The organism is Virgibacillus sp. 7505, from assembly GCF_002272135.1.
Classification (GTDB): domain Bacteria; phylum Bacillota; class Bacilli; order Bacillales; family Amphibacillaceae; genus Terribacillus.
In genome coordinates, this window is the sequence record NZ_NPBF01000025.1 from 55598 (window position 1) to 73751 (window position 18154).

The following is an 18154-nucleotide window of genomic DNA, read 5'->3' on the forward strand; positions in this document are numbered from 1 at the left end:
TAGACATTAGGAGGTAAAATAATGAAGGAAATTCAAAAATTATATCCTAGTATGGACGGGAATGACTTTCAAAGAGAGGAATTATTGTCCTTCTTTAAGTCGATTTTAACAAAAATAGATGAATTAAAAGATCCTAACAAATTAACGCTAGGAGAAATGCCTGAGTATACAGAGGATTACTATAATCGCGTTATTCAAAAGGCGTCTGTTCCGAATACAGGAGTGTCGATGGAGGAAGTGGTTCAGGAGCTTCTAAAATTAGTAGAAGGGCACAGGTTCGTCAATCGAAACTATGTAGCCAATGCAGCTCCCCTTCCAAATATTGCTAGTATCCTTGGTAATCTGGTGATGGTTCTAGTTAATGGTAATAATCTATGGGATGTGGAGGGACCAGCAGCAGCAAAAGCAGAAGTCGAAGTAGCTGCAATGCTATCCAAACTTATCGGATATGATGAAAGCATCAGCGCAGGATATACAACATGGGGAGGACAAGGGGCTGTCTTTAACTCCTTGCGTCTTGCCATTGCCCGTTACGAGCCGTTTTCTAATCAAAAGGGTGTACCGCAAAATCTCTATTGTTTCTGTTCAGAGCTATCGCACTACAGTCTGCTTAAATCTGTAGAAGCAACTGGGATTGGCATAGAAAACATGATTCGAGTGAAAGTTAATGCTGATCATTCAATCAATCTAGAAGATTTAAAAGAAAAAATGGAGCATATTATTGCAAAAGGCGGTGTTCCGCTTTATGTACTTGCCACAATGGGAACTACTGATACATTTGGGGTTGATGACATTAAGGGGATTAAGCATATAGCAGTAGAAATGGAATGCACCTATGGCATAGATCCAATTTATATCCATGCAGACTCTGCTATGGGGGGAATGTATACTTTCTTTAATAATTACAGCTTTGAAAGCAATACTTTACAATTTACAGACAACGTTATTGAGGTATTGAAATCCTATCAACAGAAATTTAAAAATATAAAGCTTGCAGATAGTATGGTCTTTGATTTCCATAAGCTTGGACAAACGCCATATATCACAAGTTTATTTTTAATCAAAAACAAAGAGTATCTTAAGAATGTTGATTTAGATGCAGTAGAAACGCCGTATGTTGGGAATCGCGGTTATGGTAGTTATCATACAGGCTACACGCTCGAATGCTCGCGAATGGGAAGTGCTTTAGCGATTTATGCATCTTTACTAGCATTTGGAATCGAAGGCTATCAAAAGCTTTTAGCCAATTATATTCTTGTTAATATTACATTTAGAGAGACACTAAAAAGGGAATTTCCGAATGTGGCAATCACGAATGAGGTTTCTCCTATTACAACATTCCGTTTTTATCCCGAGAAGAATAAATGGAATGGTGAATTGAATGGACTGCTAACTATAGAAGAACTGACGGAAATTAATCAATTTAATGACGGGTTTGCAGAGATGATTGGAGCCGAACGAGATACCGTCTACTTTGGATTTACAAAAAAGCAGCGTCTCGTGGAAGCTGCAAACTCAAACAATCGAATATCCGTATATGCGCATAAATTTTTTGCAATCTCGCCATACACGACAATAGAAGAAGTCGACCGTTATGTTGGATTCTTAAAAGAACACTTAGACTTATTTATGAAGACAGCAGTAGTACAAGTATAATTGTAAGATTCTGTTCCACTCTCTAAGTTTATAGGAGAGTGGATCTTTATATTAGCATGTACTATGAAGTAGCTGACAAGTCAGAAGAAACAGCTGGCAGCAGTCCTTACCTTACATGATGTAATATCTTTTCTCAAAAAAACATCAAACCTTGATACACTAGCGTTTGATGTTTTTTTATCGAAATATGTTATAGGTGTATTTAAGCTATTAAATTCCATCTTCCTTATCCCAAACAAAGCTTCTACTATTAATCGCATCTCAGACGGTACAACATCTTCAAACAGCTCTAATAAATTCTGTATTATATAATTTGGTTCTATTTTTTAAAAACATGCAGACAGAGATACCAGTCTAGACAAGGTAGGTATGTTATAGCTTTTGCCCATCAAGATATCCGTTTCTAACCGGTCGCTAATGATTAAGCATTTTTCCTTTGAAACATTTAAGTGTTCCTGGATTTTTTAAATGTAATAAGCTGATGGTTTACCGATCACATCATCAACTGTATTATAGACTCTTGCACAAAACAATGACCCAATAAGGAGTAGTCTGAGCAGGGATGCTTTTCGTAGTGGGTCCATAAACAACAATTAAATCGCGGTTACCTAGGTTACCAGTAAAAGCTTGCCCGTTCGTTAATAGCAGCGGCGTAAATTGGGATACATTCAACTTCAATTGCCCATCACTGCTCAACAGCTGATTATCGAAGAAGCTGACCTTTACATTCTGATTCTGGTTTTCCTTCACCATAACAAGCGCTGGAAACTGGGGAGGATAAATAAGAATCGCAGGTGCATCTCCGTCATAATAGCCAGTCACGCGATCGCCTACGGATACCATTGCATGATCCACGAAGTAGGTAGTAGGTGATACAACAAAATTCACGATTGATCCTGATTCATTTTCTACGGTGAAGAATTTATAACAGCCATCCGCTCGGCCATTTCCCTGGAAATCACTGATCATCGTTACAGTTCCATGAAAAGAATGAAAATTGGTCATATACACACCTCCATTGGTACAATATGTGGAGTAAGGTCTAAAAGAGTGTGTGAATGCCTACAGAAAAGAATTCATCTTTTTCTTTCTGTGTGTGATTAGCTGCAAAGGGAGAACTGAATGAGTTGTTAAAACAGCTGATTCGTTTAAGCATTTAAATATTGTATACGCAAAGAAGAAGGGCAGAAAAGTTCTACACTTCTTCTTTATTCTATGCAAGCTCTCCGTGTAAAGGTATCAGGCATAATCAGCTATATGGCTTATTAGCGTCTCTAAGTCTCAAAATTCCTCTAGAACAACCTTTCCAACCGTACGTCCTGATTCTAGGATTGTATGTGCTTTGCGGAGATTGACAGCGTTTATAGGGGCTATTTTTTCTGATACAGTTGTCTGGATTATTCCGGAATCCACAAGACGAGCTAGTTCATTTAACAAATGATGCTGTTCGACCATATCTTTTGTTTGATAGCTTGAACGAGTGAACATAAATTCCCATACAAATGTTGCACTCTTATTTTTCAACAGAGTTAAGTTTAGATTTTCGTCGGTTTCAACAATAGAACAGATCTTTCCTTGAGGTGCAATTGCTTCCGCCATATTGTTCCAATGTTTTTCTGTACTGTTCAAACAAAGTATAAAATCGACTTCCTTTATCCCGTTATGCAACAGTTGGGGACTGAATGCTTCATAGTGATTAATGACGTAATCTCCACCCAGCTTCTTGACCCAGTCAACTGATTCCTGTCGAGAAGCTGTTGCAATGATAGATAGGCCGGCGTGTTTGGCCAATTGTATTGCTATAGAACCGACTCCGCCTGCTGCACCTATAATCAATATATTCTTTCCTTCATTCTTTGAAGGATCAGAGTCGATGCCTAAGCGATCAAATAATGCTTCCCATGCTGTTATTGCGGTTAATGGTAATGCAGCGGCATTAGCAAAGTCTAGACTGTCTGGTTTGTGACCAACAATTCTTTCATCTACGAGATGATACTCACTATTGGCTCCTGGACGAGTTATGCTGCCAGCATAGAAGACTTCATCTCCTGGTTTAAACATAGAACAATCCTGCCCGACTTGTTCCACTATGCCTGCTGCATCCCAGCCAAGCACTTTAAGCTGATTTTCTGTGGTATCTTTCGGTGAGCGGACCTTTGTGTCGACTGGATTTACAGAGATTGCTTTTACTTTTACTAATAAATCTTTTCCAGTCGGGATGGGTTTGTCAATCTCAGCATCTATTAAGCTTTCCGGGTCATCTATCGGTAAGTATTTGAAAAGTCCCACTGCTTTCATTTTATCTTGATTCATTTTATCTTCACTCCTGACTGTTTTATTCCTGCCTAGTCAGTATAGTAGATCGAATTTGTAAGTGTAAGTACGCACATTTATGTGAGATAGTATAAATTTTTATACTATTGGAGATAAAAAAACTGCCAGATATTCGGACAGTTTACAGAGCTAGACCGTTTTCTTATACGTTTCTCCCCAATTCTTCATTAAAGAAATAATAGGAATCAATGTCTTTCCGAAATCAGTTAAAGAGTATTCGACTTTTGGTGGTACTTGTTTGTATACTTCCCGGTGAATTACACCATCTTCCTCCAATTCCCTTAGTTGAAGTGTCAGCATGCGCTGGGTGACACCTGGACAAATTCTTCGAAATTCATTAAACCGCTTTGGCCCCTCCATTAAATGATACAGCACTATGCCTTTCCATTTTCCGCCTATCACATCAAGTGTATATTCTACCGGGCAAGCCTCATCATTTGGACAATGACCATAGCCGCTCTTACGGTCCCTCATATCGATATTCCCCCATATAATATGTATTTGTTTTCCATGCTTTTAATCATTCTACTAAATTTATAAGGAAAATATCAGTAATATACATCTTTAGCTTTGTGGAAAACAAAACATAAACCAAAGGAATTAGGTGAAAAGTAAAAATCAGTTAAATATCTAAGTATACAAACAAAAAAGAAGATCACTCGGTGATCTTCTTTTTTGTGCTTATTTATCTAAGATGATAGAAAAACCGCCACCACCCGGATCGTTTTTATTACTTGCGGTAGAGCCATGGTCAGCGTATCCTGTTAATCCACTTACAATAATCGTGATAGCCAGAATCAAAGTAAAAGTTACTTTTTTCATATAAAGCCCTCCTTTTTATTGTAGAGCAAGAGCATAGTACCGATTTGCAAGTTCATAGTTCTTCTTGGATAAATAGTAGTCTGCTAACTCTTTTGCATAATGTCTTACATTGTAATTATCGTTGATTCTTTGGAAGTAGTCTATCCCTTCTTGCCATACGCTTTCAAAATTTAATCTATCTTCATATTTCTTATGAAGCATGGCAAATTCCCAATTCATTTTCATGTTGTCTTCTTCCATGCTAGCTTGGAATCCTTCTTTATATGCTTTTATAGCCTTAGATCGTTGATTCGTCTTCCAATAGCAATCTGCTAACAAAAATAAGACTTTTAACTTTGTGCGCTGTTGTTTATTTTTATAGGCTTCCTCCAAATATCGAATTGCTGCAGCTGGTAAGTTTCGTCTTGCATAAAGGCCGCCTAAATTGTGATGAATGTAGGAAATCAATGCTTGTTCTTCTGTTTTTCTAGCATGTGTTAGGGCGTTATGAAGATATTCTTCTGCTAAATCAAAATTAGAGAGCTCTATAAAATTTAACCCCTGCAGCATTTCTGAACGAGCAAGTAAAAAATGAAACGGTTGATGCGGTTTAAATAATTGAATGGCTTTTTCTGTATGTACAACTGATAGGGCAATGATCTCTAGGAAGAAATAAGCCATGGCCTTCCGAAAATGAAACTCGCCAACGTCTACAGGGTCACGCAGCTTATGCAGATATTTTTCGGCTTTTTCAAAACAATCCAATGCTTCTTGATAATGTTCTTCTTCATAAAAAATCATAGCTTCTGCTAAATGAAGGTGATAGCGGTGGGTATCTGAGAAGTATTCATAGAGATTTTTGGCTTGTTCTATTGAGGCAATACTATTCATCAGGTCATTCTGAATGATGTAATGTCGGCTTTCCAGCAGGAAGTACGAAAGCCTCGAATCGTGCTTGTATTCATCGATGTGATTTTGCAGTTCTTTATGGATACTAGCTGCAGCTTCTTTTTTATCCAGTCGAATGCTGACAGACCAGTTTTCCAAGCGAGCTGCAATGTCGATAAGTTCAGTACTGTTTCGACTCATAGTGCAGGGCTCCTTAAATTAATATAATTCCATTTTACCAACTATTGTCGCTTTGTGTGTTGGGAATTATTTATACTATTAAGGCATCTTTATGTGAAATAATATCAGTAGATTTCCTGAGATAGGACATAGGCTTCTATATAAGGTTTAACTAATAAAGATAGGAATGCAGAAGGGGAGAAATCAAAGTATATTGAGGGAATAGGGAGATATAGCTGCAAAATCAAGGAAAGGCAAGAAAAGTGCCTCATTGAATTTAGCACGCATATCTCCTTTTTTTATTTTCTATTTCTAAGAATTAGCCTTTTTTCTTTAACATCCGCAATTATCAGCTACATTATCTTGGACCGCTGTTGTGACGGGAAAGTTCATTTCCTTCCAGGCAGCAATTCCTCCGGTTAATTCTTTCACATTATACCCTTTCTCAAGTAGCAATTTTGCTGCTTTGGCCGCTGTATTACACCATACATCCCAGCAAAAAAGTATGATTTCTTTATCTTTTGGTATTTCATTTATACGTTTTACTATTTCTTGTTCAGGGATTACAGCAGCACCCTGAATCATTACATTCCTTACATGTTCTGGGCCATTCCGTACATCGATTAGAAAGTATTTTTCCGGATTGGCTTGATTTGATCTCATGTAATCCATTGGGCTTATTGTAGCTTCCAGACGTGCATTGAAATATTCTAGTGCATTCATTTATATACTCTCCTTTTATAATGACTTCCAAATTTTAATGAGATAATCTTTCAATAATTGTCTTTCCTGCTGGTTTAAAGGGTTTAAAACTTCTGATTCTATATCAGTCAGGAATTCCCAGCGAGAAGTTAAAACCTCGTTGCCTTTTTCCGTAATGAGAAGACTATAGGATCTTCTATCATTCGGATTTCTTGTCCTTTCCACGAATCCCAACCCTTCCAAGTGATCGATATGACTAACCATTGTTGTACGATCGATTTGGAGATTTTCTGAAATATCTTTTTGCGCGGTATAAGGGTTTTCCAGCACATATAAAAGAACACCATATTGTCTGGCATTAATGTGGAAGGGGACAAGACCTTCTGCAAATTTATTTTCCATTTGCTGCAAAACCTTCCCAAGTAAGAAGCCATAAGATTGATTCCATTTATTCATTGTTACTCACCTCGGATGATTAATCAGTTAATTATATAATCAGTTTAACTGATTAATTTATAAAAAGCAATTGTTAAAGAAAATGTGTATTCTACATTGCACGAGATCGATGGAAACATTGTGAAAAGTATCAAGAAATATAGAAAGCAATATTTTACCCTTATTTCAGTTTTATTTACCATTGCCACTCAATGTGTAAGCGCTTTAACATTGACTAAGGCAATGATTGAAAAAGTGAATCTTTTCATTATCCAGGAGGCTGTCAGATGAAAAAAATTACGTTTATCGGAGCGGGGAGTACAATTTTCACAAAGAACGTATTAGGTGATTGCATGTTGTCTCCTGCACTGCAAGGATTCGAATTTGCTTTATTCGATATCAACGAGGAGCGGTTGGAGGAGTCAGAGCTGTTGTTAAATGCATTGAAGTTTTCATTGCAGGCAGATGTCACCATCAAGGCATATACAAATCGAAAAGAAGCGCTAAAGCAAGCGAGTTACGTTATTAACGCGATACAAGTGGGCGGTTATAAGCCGAGTACTGTAATCGACTTTGAGATTCCGAAGAAGTATGGGCTCCGGCAGACAATCGCCGATACGGTTGGGATAGGGGGTATATTCCGGTCGCTGCGGACAATTCCGGTAATGCTTGATATCGCCAAGGATATCGAGGAAGTCTGTCCAGATGCTTGGTTATTAAATTACACGAATCCAATGGCAGCTCTTACAGGTGCGGTTTCTCGTTTTACGAATGTGAAAATGGTCGGGCTGTGTCATAGTGTGCAGGTGTGCACGAGGGATCTGCTGAGGGATCTTAATATTCCGCATGATAATATTGAGGAGCGAATCGCCGGTATTAACCATATGGCTTGGCTGCTTGAGATCAAATCGAATGGCAAGGACTTGTACCCTGAGATCAAAAAGCGTGCTAAAGCAAAACAAACAGAAAAGCATCATGATATGGTTCGCTATGAGTTAATGGACAAATTCGGCTATTACGTAACGGAATCCTCTGAGCACAATGCGGAGTACCATCCGTATTTTATCAAAGATAAGTATCCGGAATTGATTGATCGGCTGAATATTCCGCTCGATGAGTACCCGCGTCGTTGTGAGGCACAAATTGACAATTGGCAGAAAACCAAAAGCGAGCTGATGAACAATCAAGGTTTAACCCATAAGCGTTCTCGAGAATATGGGTCGCGGATCATTGAAGCCATGGAAACAAATGAACCGTTTGTATTTGGCGGGAATGTCGTGAATACGGGGGGACTGATCAGCAACTTACCTGTAAAAGCGGTTGTAGAAGTGCCTTGTATAGCGAACCGAAATGGAATTACACCAGCCTATATGGGCGAATTGCCGGAACAGCTGGCGGCTTTAAATCGCACAAATATCAATACACAGCTCGTAACGATTGAAGCTGCAATGACAAAATCAAAAGAAAAAATCTATCAGGCAGCGCTGCTTGATCCGCACACCGCTGCTGAGCTTTCTATGGAGGATATTATCAGTATGTGTGATGATTTAATTGAGGCACATGGTGAGATGCTGCCAGCGTACCATTCTGAAAGTGAAACGGTCAGCCTTAGAAATTAAAGGCTGTTAGTTTCTGAATATAAATGTAAGCGCTTTAAAAATGGTGGTCTATCAAAAATAGAAATGTGAGGGATATCATGAATAAGAAAATGACATTACTTCTAGTTTCTTTATCAGCGGCTTTTGTACTGTCGGCGTGCGGAAACGGTGCAAGTGGGGATGGACAAACGAAATTAACGCTCATGTCAACAGCAACGAATAAGGCAGACCAAGAAATTTTTAAGGAAGTCGTGTCTGAATTTGAAGAGGAAAATCCGGATATCGATATTGAAGATACGTATCCAACCGATGGGTATGAAGAGATGGCACGCGTCAAGATGGCAGCAAACGATATGCCAGACCTATTTGATACACATGGCTGGTCAACTACTCGTTATGCCGAATATACCGAGGATCTAAGTGATATGGAATGGACAGGGAATTTGGATGAAGCAATGGCTGATATTTTAACAGATGAGACTGGAAAGCTGAATGCTTATCCGATAAACCAAGCACTTGATGGACTGACCTATAACAAAAATCTGTTGGATGAGTATGGGATCGAGCCGCCAGAAACGTTTGATGAGTTTATGACAGCACTCGAAACAGTGAAAGAAAAGAGTAACGGAGAGGTTGTGCCTTTCTGGCTGGGCGGTTCAGATAAAAGCCAATTTGGTCAGTACTTCGATCAGTTCGCAACTCCGCTGTTGATCACATCGCCTTCCAACAGCCATGGTGATGCTTTGCTGGATGGATCCTTTGATTGGTCAAATTACACGTATCTGCCGGAGAAGCTGAAAGAGATGAATGATAAAGGATTGCTGAATAAGGATGCAGTTACGGCACAAATAACACAGGTTGCGGAGCTGCTAGCTCAGAACAAAGTGGCCTTTATTATGATGAGTGGCTCGATAGGACGTGAGGTATCCGAGCTTAATCCAGATGTGCAGCTGGGCACGATGCCGGTTCCAGCGATACATGAAGACGATAAACCGAGCTGGATTGGCGGCGAACGATTTACTTTAGCTATTTCTAAGGACTCCGAGCATAAGGAAGAAGCCAAGAAATTCATCGATTATATTGCACAGCCGGAAGTAGCGAAAAAGTTTGCGGAAGGAACGTCACTGCCTGATGCGTTAACGAATGTTGATGCCGAGAATTATTTTGCCGATTTCTACAGCCAGTATGAAGGTACACGGATTGAGCCTTATTTTGACCGTGCTTACTTGCCAAGCGGCATGTGGGATCCAATGGGAGCAACAGGTCAGGAGCTTATCTCAGGAGCAATGGCGCCGGAACAAGTATCAAAGAAAATGAGCGAAGAATATAGTCGCTTAGTGAAATAACAAACTGAGGGAGCGGATGCTCCCTTTGTTTACTAAAAGGAGATGAAGAGAATGGATCAGCCTTTATCATCGACTGCACAAGCGAAAAAAGCGAAAAAACGCAGAAAAGAATCCTCTCTTTGGTGGATGTACCTGCCAAGTGTCTTGCTCGTCCTGCTGTTTATTGTGTATCCCTTTTTAGATGGCATCCGAATATCCTTAACGAACTGGAATGGATTTTCACAAGTCTATGATTATATTGGGCTTGAGCAATACAAGCGAATGTTTGCAGATCCGGACACATGGCTTGTTGTAAAGAACACCCTGCTGTACGGAATTGGGAGTACATTACTGCAAAATATTATCGGGCTGGGCTATGCATTATTGCTTAATCAGCAACTGAAGGTACGGACCTTAACGCGCACGATCATTTACTTACCTGTTATTATCAGCCCGCTTGTCATGGGTTACATCTGGTACTTCTTCTTTGCCTATCAAGGAGGAGCGCTGAACGATATTTATAACTGGCTTGGTTTGGATCCAGTCAATGCGCTAGGGAACCCAGAGGTGAACCCATACATTATCGTTTTCGTTAATACATTTCAGTTTGTGGGTGTTGCGATGATCATCTATTTGGCTGGTTTGCAGAGTATTTCCAAGGAATATTATGAAGCGGCGAATATAGATGGTGCGTCAAGCTGGTCTAAATTCAAAAATATCACGCTGCCATTGCTGGCACCTGCGATTACCATCAATGTGGTTATCAACATTATTGGTGGATTGAAATTATTCGATGTAATTGTCTCGCTGACAAATGGCGGACCGGGAAATGCCTCTCAATCGATGTCGACATTTATGTATTCCCTTTATTTTGCGCGGCAGGATGCCGGTTATGCAGCAACGCAAGGGGTATTAATGGCACTGATTATCCTAGTGCTTAGTTTGGGAGCACTTCTCTACTTAAAACGAAAAGAGGTGGAAGCATAATGAATCAAGTATCCAAAAGAGCCAAATGGTTTTTAACAGCTGTGGCTTTAGTGATAACTTTGCTCCACTTAATTCCTTACTACATTTTATTAACTACCTCTTTTAAACGAGCCGGCGATTTTTCATCAAAATGGCTGTTCCCGGATTACTTTAGCTTCGAAAACTTTACAAATGCTTGGGAACAGGCGAATTTGTCTAATGCGTTAATGAATACCTTTGTCATTACTTTCTTTGCGGCAGCAATGCTCATATTGTTCGGTTCCTTGGCAGCCTATGCACTGGCAAGGCGTCAAACAAAGCTGAATAAGTATGTGTATATGCTGTTTGTTGCAGTGATGGTCATCCCGCCGCTGACGGCTCTTGTACCGTTGTATCAGCTCGTCGTAGACGTTGGTCTTATGAATACACGCCTGGTTGCAGTACTCAATAACGTAGCCGCATTTTTGCCATTAACCATCTTCCTGTACGCTGGTTTTATTCGTTCCACAGTACCGAAAGAATTGGAGGAAGCCGCGAAAATGGATGGTGCCAGCACGATTGGAATCTTCTTTCGCGTAGTGTTCCCGCTGCTGAAGCCAATTACGGCAACAGTATTAATCCTGTCCTGTGTATATATTTGGAACGACTATCAATTTGCTATCTTCTTCTTACAAGATTCCGATATGCATACATTGACTGTAGCCCTGTCAAGCTTCTTCGGGCAAAACACCAGCCAACTCGGCCTTGTCGGAGCAGCTGCACTGATTGCATCGCTACCAATGGTTTTCTTGTTTCTGTTCCTGCAGCGCTTCTTTATTGAAGGACTTGCAGCGGGAAGTGTCAAAGGGTAAGGAAAAGTCTTATCAAAAGCATAAGCAAGCAAAAGTAAAGCGGCTATTTTCCAGTCGCTTTGTTTGTGTTTATAGTTGGATCGGAGGAGGATTATGTCTGTTAATCGGCGTGAGGAAGGGTACGGTGTATATGGTTTTCACTTTTACGACGCACTCTTTAATGAGATGGCAAACATTTTACTGCTTGGAAAAGATAAAAAAGTGCCTGGCACTATCTATGATTGGTATGGCATGCAGCGAGAGGACGTAGGGACTTACGTATTCCAATATACATTATCAGGAACAGGACAAATTCAGATTGAAGGAACTAACTATACGTTGGGGCCAGGAGAAGCATTTATGGTGGAAATACCAAGTGATCATCGTTATTATCTGCCAAAGGACAGTGACGGATGGGAATTCATTTTTATTACGTTAGTAGGCAGCAAAGCAGCCGAATGCTGGAGATTTGCTAAAGCGCAAAGCGGATCTGTGTTAAAAATTTCCCCTGATTCAAAATTGATTCATCTGTTGTTCCGTATTTATCAGGATACGGCTGATCAGAAGATTACCGATGTCTATCATGCCTCGGCAAAAGCCTATGAGTTTATGATGGAAGTGTACCGGTTTATTAGAAACATCGAAAAATCACCAAACGATCTTTCTTTCCAAATAGCTAAAACACTCTCCTATATCCAAACGCAATATGCTGACCCTCTTACATTGAATGATATTGCAGCTGTTTCTGGCTACTCACGTTATTATTTTCTGAAGCAGTTTCAGAAGGAGCTGCATATGACTCCGATTCAGTATCTAACCAAGATTAGAGTGCAGAAAGCAGCCGATCTCCTGCTTGCGACAACTTATTCTGTTAACGAAATTGCTGTGAAAGTAGGCTACGCCAATGCTAATTATTTCAATAAGGTCTTCCGTAAAGCAGTGGGGATGTCTGCCGGTAAGTTCAGGAGGAGCAAGGATGCATCTAAGATTGATCATTTGATTATTGATTAGGTGCGGCTTAAAAGGCAATAACCCCTATTGAGTAAAATAGGGGTTATTGCAAATTACGTATTGGGGAAATAGGTATCTTTCATTCTTACTTCATATACCGATATTCCATCAAATCCTTAAGTATATTGATCTCCTGGCATAATTCCTCACCAACATTCGTCTCCAGAACCTTTTTCCGCTCCAGTTCTTTATCCACCAGTCGCTTAACGGATAATACATCTGTTCCGTCATGCAGCACTTCGTTCTTGGAGTTGAAATGCTTATGGGCGACGAGCTTCATGCCGTAGGAGTTATACAATAATGTGTATCCAGCGATGCCTGTCTTCGATTGATAGGCTTTGGAAAATCCGCCATCGATAACGATTATTTTCCCGTTCGCTTTGATCGGATTTTCTCCTTCAATCTCTTTTACAGGTGTATGACCATTAATGATGTGGCCATGCTCCGGATCTAAATCAAATTCTATCAGGATCTTTTCGCAGGTTTCCTCGTTTTCGCGCAGGTGGTAATAATGGTTTTTGATTTCTTTATGGGTCACTTTATCACTGATAAAATAACGCTCAAAGGTTGTCATCGCTCTTTTACCGAATAGGGAAGAGTATTCACCTGTCCATAAGTACCAGACCATATCTGTCGCCAAATCATCTGTTTCTTCTGGATGAGCAAATGAGTGACGAAGATATTGCTCGAATCTATCCAGCAGCTCGCGGCCTGCGTAGCTCTTACCATCAATCTCCATTTTCTCCATATTGCCATTTTCATCTACCGGTATGCATCCATGAATCAATAGGTTGCCGTTATATCGCAGATAAAGACTGCCTTTCCTCATAAGGAAGTTCATATGACGAGCCAGCTTTTCGGAATGCTGCACAGAGAATAGCAGCTTGTCGATCACTTGCTGTTCTTCCTCCAGCAGCATGTCAGGCTGCTTAGGATTGATTGTGGTGAAGCATGTATTTTCTAATGGGTAAGACTTGCCATTCAATGTAATCTCGTTTGTGTCAAAATCGATCTTCTCAAGCAGCAATCGTTCTTCCATATTGAAAAACTTTCTTCTTTTGATAATTGGGCTTTCCAGCTTGAATTGAATCATGGAAATGGCCTGATGCATTTTAGTTATTTGTATAATTTCTTCTTCAGATGTTTTCTTATCTGCTTGCGTTTTAGGACGGAAAGCAGGGTTATCGTCATAATATTTCTCTGCTAGATTCAATAGCGGACGCAGGTTGATGCCATACACATCTTCGATAATGTCCAAGTTGTCATAGCGCGCACAAATTCGAAGGATATTCGCCAGGCAAACCTTTGATCCGGCAAAGGCACCAATCCACAGGACATCGTGATTGCCCCATTGCACATCAACAGAATGATAATTGATGAGTTCTTCCATAATTTTATCCGGTTCAGGTCCGCGATCATAAATATCACCTACGACATGCAGATGATCCACTACCAGCTGATGCGTACTGTAGGCAAGCCCTGTTATAAGCTTATCAGCTTGTCCGAGCGAGATGACTTGCTCGAGAATCTCGTGATAATACTGCTCCTTATTTCCGGATTCCTCTGTTTTATATAGAAGTTCTTCAATAATATAAGCAAATTGATTAGGTAACGCCTTGCGCAATTTCGAACGCGTATATTTGGAAGAGGCATACGAGATAAGCTTGATCATCCGTTTGATCGTCTTTTTGTACCACTCGTTTAGATCTTCTTCCTGATTAAAGTCATTTTTAATGATTTGCAGTTTCTCTTCTGGATAATAAACCAAAGCAGCCAGCTCATCGATTTCTTTTTCAAAGATAACGCCGCTGAAGATATCCCTGATTTTTTCTTTTACTCTTCCAGAGCCGTTTCGCAGCACATGCTGGAAGGCTTGATATTCTCCATGTAAGTCACTGACAAAGTGCTCCGTACCCTTAGGGAGATTGAGAATTGCTTTTAGGTTGATGATTTCAGTGACTACTTTTTCTTCCGTGTCATATTTCTGAGCTAGTAAGTCTAAGTATTTGGTGTTCAAGATTATGTATCTCCTTTCAGAATTACTAACTTTTACATAATTTTACTTCTTCCATTATAAAATAAATTTGCAAGTATAGGTGGAATTTGTGCTATTGTATCGAATTTTAATAGTTACATAATTGATAGTATCTTATTTTTCCCTTTCTGAACAAGCTGTGAAACAGGATAAGATTTACAGTTATATTCTGAAATATAACTCGTTTGTTGATATGGTTGTTTTCATAGATAAAGAGGATCTGACAGAAATGTAAGCATGGGTATTGAACAGCAGGCAGTGTCGCAACTTAACAGGTAATCAGTTCGCGGAAAATCGTTGTCAGAATGCAAGCGAAGGAATAGATGGAAGAGGATGTCTTATTTATAAAACGATAAAATATATGGTGAAGAAACAAAGAGAAAGGAAGGCAATCCCTTAAGAGGAAATGACCTTTCTTTTTTTGTATGTAGATTGGAGTCTCCACCTATACTGGAAATTAGCAGAGGTCATACTGCTTGTGGTAAAATTATAAGGTTAAAAATTTTAGAATGAGGTATTTGTATGAGCAAAATCAGAAAGCGTAACCGAAGTAAGTTATTCATTTTGTTACGAGGACTGTTCGTCATCCTCGGAGGATTCATCGCAGCATACGGCTTGGAAACCGTCCTGATCCCAAACAACGTATCAGACGGAGGCGTCACTGGTATCAGTATCGTCATTTCTCAACTTGCCGGTTTGCCGCTAGGTGCACTAATCGCTATTATCAACCTTCCGTTTGTATGGTTGGGTTATAAACAGATAGGGAAAAGCTTCGCGATTTATTCCATTATCGGAATCGCGTCATTATCAATAGGTACGGTTCTCATGCATCATACTCCAGCAATTATCGAAGGAGACACTTTGCTCGTCACCGTTGTCGGAGGTATTATCCTAGGTTTAGGTATGGGTCTTGCATTGCGTAATGGCGGAGCAGTAGACGGCATTGATATGCTGGCAGTTCTTCTATCACGTAAACTACCATTTGGAACAAGTGATTTGATCTTATTCCTTAATATGTTTGTCTTCATCTTTGTTTCCACTGTATTTGGTCTGACGGGAGCCATTCTCTCAGCAATCGCCTACTTTATCGCATCCAAAGTCATCCACATTGTAGAAGAAGGTTTAAGCGGTTCGAAAACCTTCAAGATCATTACAACCGAGCCGAAGTTAATGGTGGAAACCATTCGTGACCGGCTTGGACGAAGCGCTACCTATAAGGAAGCTTACGGCGGATATACACATGAGAAATTCATGGAAATCACTTGTGTCATTAACCGTCTAGAGGAAAGTAAGCTGAAAGAAATCATCAATGATATTGATGATGGAGCTTTTGTTACGATTTATGATGTAGCGGAAGTAAAGGGTGGTACCTTTAGGAAGAGTGATATTCACTAAGGTTCTAGAATGTAATCAGTTTTTAAAGCGTCAAACAGTCTAGTTTGGCGCTTTTTATATGTATAGGTTAACTCCTTAAGTAGAGATGAAAGAAAAGCCTTTTACGATAATCCAAATTGTTGTTTTATTATCTTAACATTATCATGAATAGAGAAACTACCATCTACGTTTAATGTCTGAAGACCCATATCTTCTGCATCTCTTATAATCTTCAGAGCAAATCCATTATCCCTCTTCATCCAATTAGAAAAAGCTAAATCAGGATTTTCATACTGATCAAGTATCCCATGAATCCACTCTCTATTCTTATAATGCTTTATCTGAAATTCTGGTGTCGGAACCATCCAAATTGCATGGTTCAAGTCAGTAAGAAGTGGAGCTACCTTATGTGGCAGCAGTGCTGCTCCTTCCGCAATAATAGGTGTTGTTTTAGGTCGTGATAACAAGTCCTCCAGTATCAGACTATTCTGCTCCTCATACACACGAACTACATCTTCAATTTGCTCCTTAATAGATAAAGAACAAAACTGTGTAGACCAGACCTGATTCCATGTCAGGTCTTTTATTTTGTACATATTTGGGTGCTGATCAGGTGTACTGCGGCACATATGGTCATCATAGCAATCATCGCATTTATAATAGGTAAATCCATATTCAGCGGCCAGCTTTCGGGCAATGGTTGTTTTACCGGCACACGGAGAGCCGCCTATCCAATAGATATGTGAGAGTTCTTGTGCGAGATTAACCAACGGAATACCCACCTTTTCGATACTTTAATGAGGATTCATTATAGCTTAATTCGAGAAGTTGTATCTAATGGTTACACTTTGTCACTTCAGCTTAACACTTTGTAATCTCCTTTTATTTTCTGAATAATTATACAATTTGATTAGGTTAAATACACAACACAAAAGGAGCGATACAAATGGACTTCGGAATTTTCTTGCCAATAGCGAATAATGGGTGGATCATGTCGAATAACTCACCGCAGTATATGCCAACGTTTGAATTGAATAAGGATATTGCGCTGCGGGCGGAGAATATGGGGTTGGATTTTGTGTTGTCGATGGTGAAATATCGTGGGTATGGCGGAAAGACGGAGCATTGGGATTATGCGATGGAGTCTTTCAATTTGATGGCAGGGCTGGCAGCTGTCACAGACAGGATCGGGATTTACGCATCGGTGCAGCCGCTCACATATAATCCGGCAATGGCAGCTCGGATGGCGGCGACAATTGATGATATCAGTGACGGACGCTTCGGCTTGAATGTCGTGGCGGGCTGGAATAAGTATGAGTATTCCCAAATGGGATTATGGCCTGGTGATGAGTTTTATGGCGATCGCTATGAATACGCGGATGAGTGGCTGACGGTTGTGAAGCAGCTGTGGGATAAAGGGAGACTGACACATAAGGGCAAATATTTCGGGCTGGAGGATTGCATGTGTCAGCCGACACCTAAAACAAAGCCGAATCCGCCGATTGTTTGTGCAGGTATGTCAGATAAAGGCTTGGAATTCACGATTAAGCATGGTGATATCAATTTCGTTGCAGGTGACTTTGACCGCATTGCGGAGCTTAGTGCCAAGGGTAAAGAAATGGCGGCAAGTATGAACAAGTCGATCAAGACATATGCCGTGTATACAATCATTTCTGCTGAAACGGATGAAGAGGCGGAAGATATCTACTTGAACTTTATTGAAGGAACGGATAAAGGCGGGTTCGATGGACTGCAAAACGCGCGTGATAATGATAAAACAGGCTCGACAATGGAGCTTCTAGGGGAGATTTTCATCGTACCAACGCTTGTCGGATCACCGCAGACGATAGCTGCGCAGATTGAAAAAATCGAGAAGGAAACGATGATAGATGGCTTGCTGTTCACATTCCCTGACTTTGTGACAGATATGAATTTCTTCGAAAGTGACATCGTTCCATTGCTGGATGCGAAAGGACTTCGGAATACAGTCGTAAAAGAAATCATCGGGTAAGGAGGAAG

General features: G+C 40.1%; 18 protein-coding genes. 8 read left to right on the plus strand and 10 right to left on the minus strand.

What is annotated here, in order from left to right:
- Positions 1–21: 21 nt before the first annotated feature.
- Complete coding sequence (locus tag CHH91_RS10050) at positions 22–1656, plus strand: pyridoxal phosphate-dependent decarboxylase family protein (protein WP_095223309.1); 1635 nt, start codon at positions 22–24, stop codon at positions 1654–1656.
- A gap of 326 nt (positions 1657–1982) precedes the next feature.
- Here CHH91_RS10050 and CHH91_RS21455 read toward each other — a convergent pair whose 3' ends face one another.
- The 8 genes from CHH91_RS21455 to CHH91_RS10085 all read right to left on the minus strand — a co-directional run bounded on the left by CHH91_RS21455 (position 1983) and on the right by CHH91_RS10085 (position 7017).
- Positions 1983–2117 (minus strand): HAD hydrolase-like protein, encoded by a 135-nt coding sequence (locus CHH91_RS21455; RefSeq protein WP_095223602.1) that lies wholly within the window; start codon positions 2115–2117, stop codon positions 1983–1985.
- A gap of 49 nt (positions 2118–2166) precedes the next feature.
- On the minus strand, positions 2167–2661 hold the full coding sequence (locus CHH91_RS10060) for a hypothetical protein (RefSeq protein WP_095223310.1): 495 nt from the start codon (positions 2659–2661) through the stop codon (positions 2167–2169).
- A gap of 276 nt (positions 2662–2937) precedes the next feature.
- The gene (locus CHH91_RS10065) at positions 2938–3969 is read right to left on the minus strand and encodes a zinc-binding alcohol dehydrogenase family protein (protein WP_095223311.1); all 1032 of its coding nucleotides are present in this window, start codon (positions 3967–3969) and stop codon (positions 2938–2940) included.
- 150 nt (positions 3970–4119) lie between these two features.
- The gene (locus CHH91_RS10070; RefSeq protein ID WP_095223312.1) at positions 4120–4464 is read right to left on the minus strand and encodes a winged helix-turn-helix transcriptional regulator; all 345 of its coding nucleotides are present in this window, start codon (positions 4462–4464) and stop codon (positions 4120–4122) included.
- A gap of 207 nt (positions 4465–4671) precedes the next feature.
- Positions 4672–4812: a hypothetical protein gene (locus tag CHH91_RS20555; protein ID WP_175074793.1), complete on the minus strand. Its 141-nt coding sequence runs from the start codon at positions 4810–4812 to the stop codon at positions 4672–4674.
- 15 nt (positions 4813–4827) lie between these two features.
- Positions 4828–5880, minus strand: coding sequence for a tetratricopeptide repeat protein (locus CHH91_RS10075; protein ID WP_095223313.1), 1053 nt, complete (start codon positions 5878–5880; stop codon positions 4828–4830).
- Positions 5881–6192: 312 nt separating this feature from the next.
- Complete coding sequence (locus CHH91_RS10080; protein WP_095223314.1) at positions 6193–6582, minus strand: rhodanese-like domain-containing protein; 390 nt, start codon at positions 6580–6582, stop codon at positions 6193–6195.
- A 15-nt stretch (positions 6583–6597) separates the two neighbouring features.
- Positions 6598–7017 (minus strand): MarR family winged helix-turn-helix transcriptional regulator, encoded by a 420-nt coding sequence (locus CHH91_RS10085; RefSeq protein WP_095223315.1) that lies wholly within the window; start codon positions 7015–7017, stop codon positions 6598–6600.
- A gap of 266 nt (positions 7018–7283) precedes the next feature.
- On the opposite strand from CHH91_RS10085, the gene melA reads away from it, so the two are divergent.
- The 5 genes from melA to CHH91_RS10110 all read left to right on the plus strand — a co-directional run bounded on the left by melA (position 7284) and on the right by CHH91_RS10110 (position 12726).
- Positions 7284–8615, plus strand: a complete 1332-nt coding sequence (melA, locus tag CHH91_RS10090; protein ID WP_095223316.1) for an alpha-glucosidase/alpha-galactosidase — start codon at positions 7284–7286, stop codon at positions 8613–8615.
- 77 nt (positions 8616–8692) lie between these two features.
- On the plus strand, positions 8693–9940 hold the full coding sequence (locus CHH91_RS10095; protein ID WP_095223317.1) for an ABC transporter substrate-binding protein: 1248 nt from the start codon (positions 8693–8695) through the stop codon (positions 9938–9940).
- A 51-nt stretch (positions 9941–9991) separates the two neighbouring features.
- Positions 9992–10906 (plus strand): carbohydrate ABC transporter permease, encoded by a 915-nt coding sequence (locus tag CHH91_RS10100; RefSeq protein WP_286160743.1) that lies wholly within the window; start codon positions 9992–9994, stop codon positions 10904–10906.
- Positions 10906–11736, plus strand: a complete 831-nt coding sequence (locus CHH91_RS10105; protein WP_095223319.1) for a carbohydrate ABC transporter permease — start codon at positions 10906–10908, stop codon at positions 11734–11736. The genes CHH91_RS10100 and CHH91_RS10105 overlap by 1 nt, the downstream gene beginning before the upstream one ends.
- Before the next feature lie 93 nt (positions 11737–11829).
- Positions 11830–12726: an AraC family transcriptional regulator gene (locus tag CHH91_RS10110; protein WP_095223320.1), complete on the plus strand. Its 897-nt coding sequence runs from the start codon at positions 11830–11832 to the stop codon at positions 12724–12726.
- Positions 12727–12811: 85 nt separating this feature from the next.
- Here the strand turns inward: CHH91_RS10110 and fbp are convergent, their stop codons facing one another.
- Positions 12812–14743 (minus strand): fructose-1,6-bisphosphatase, encoded by a 1932-nt coding sequence (gene fbp, locus CHH91_RS10115; protein ID WP_095223321.1) that lies wholly within the window; start codon positions 14741–14743, stop codon positions 12812–12814.
- 540 nt (positions 14744–15283) lie between these two features.
- Between fbp and CHH91_RS10120 the strand changes: the two genes are divergently transcribed.
- Complete coding sequence (locus tag CHH91_RS10120; RefSeq protein WP_095223322.1) at positions 15284–16156, plus strand: YitT family protein; 873 nt, start codon at positions 15284–15286, stop codon at positions 16154–16156.
- Between the two features lie 101 nt (positions 16157–16257).
- Here CHH91_RS10120 and CHH91_RS10125 read toward each other — a convergent pair whose 3' ends face one another.
- On the minus strand, positions 16258–16905 hold the full coding sequence (locus CHH91_RS10125; protein ID WP_095223323.1) for a hypothetical protein: 648 nt from the start codon (positions 16903–16905) through the stop codon (positions 16258–16260).
- A gap of 176 nt (positions 16906–17081) precedes the next feature.
- On the opposite strand from CHH91_RS10125, the gene CHH91_RS10130 reads away from it, so the two are divergent.
- Positions 17082–18146, plus strand: a complete 1065-nt coding sequence (locus CHH91_RS10130; protein ID WP_095223324.1) for an LLM class flavin-dependent oxidoreductase — start codon at positions 17082–17084, stop codon at positions 18144–18146.
- The last annotated feature ends 8 nt before the right edge of the window (positions 18147–18154 follow it).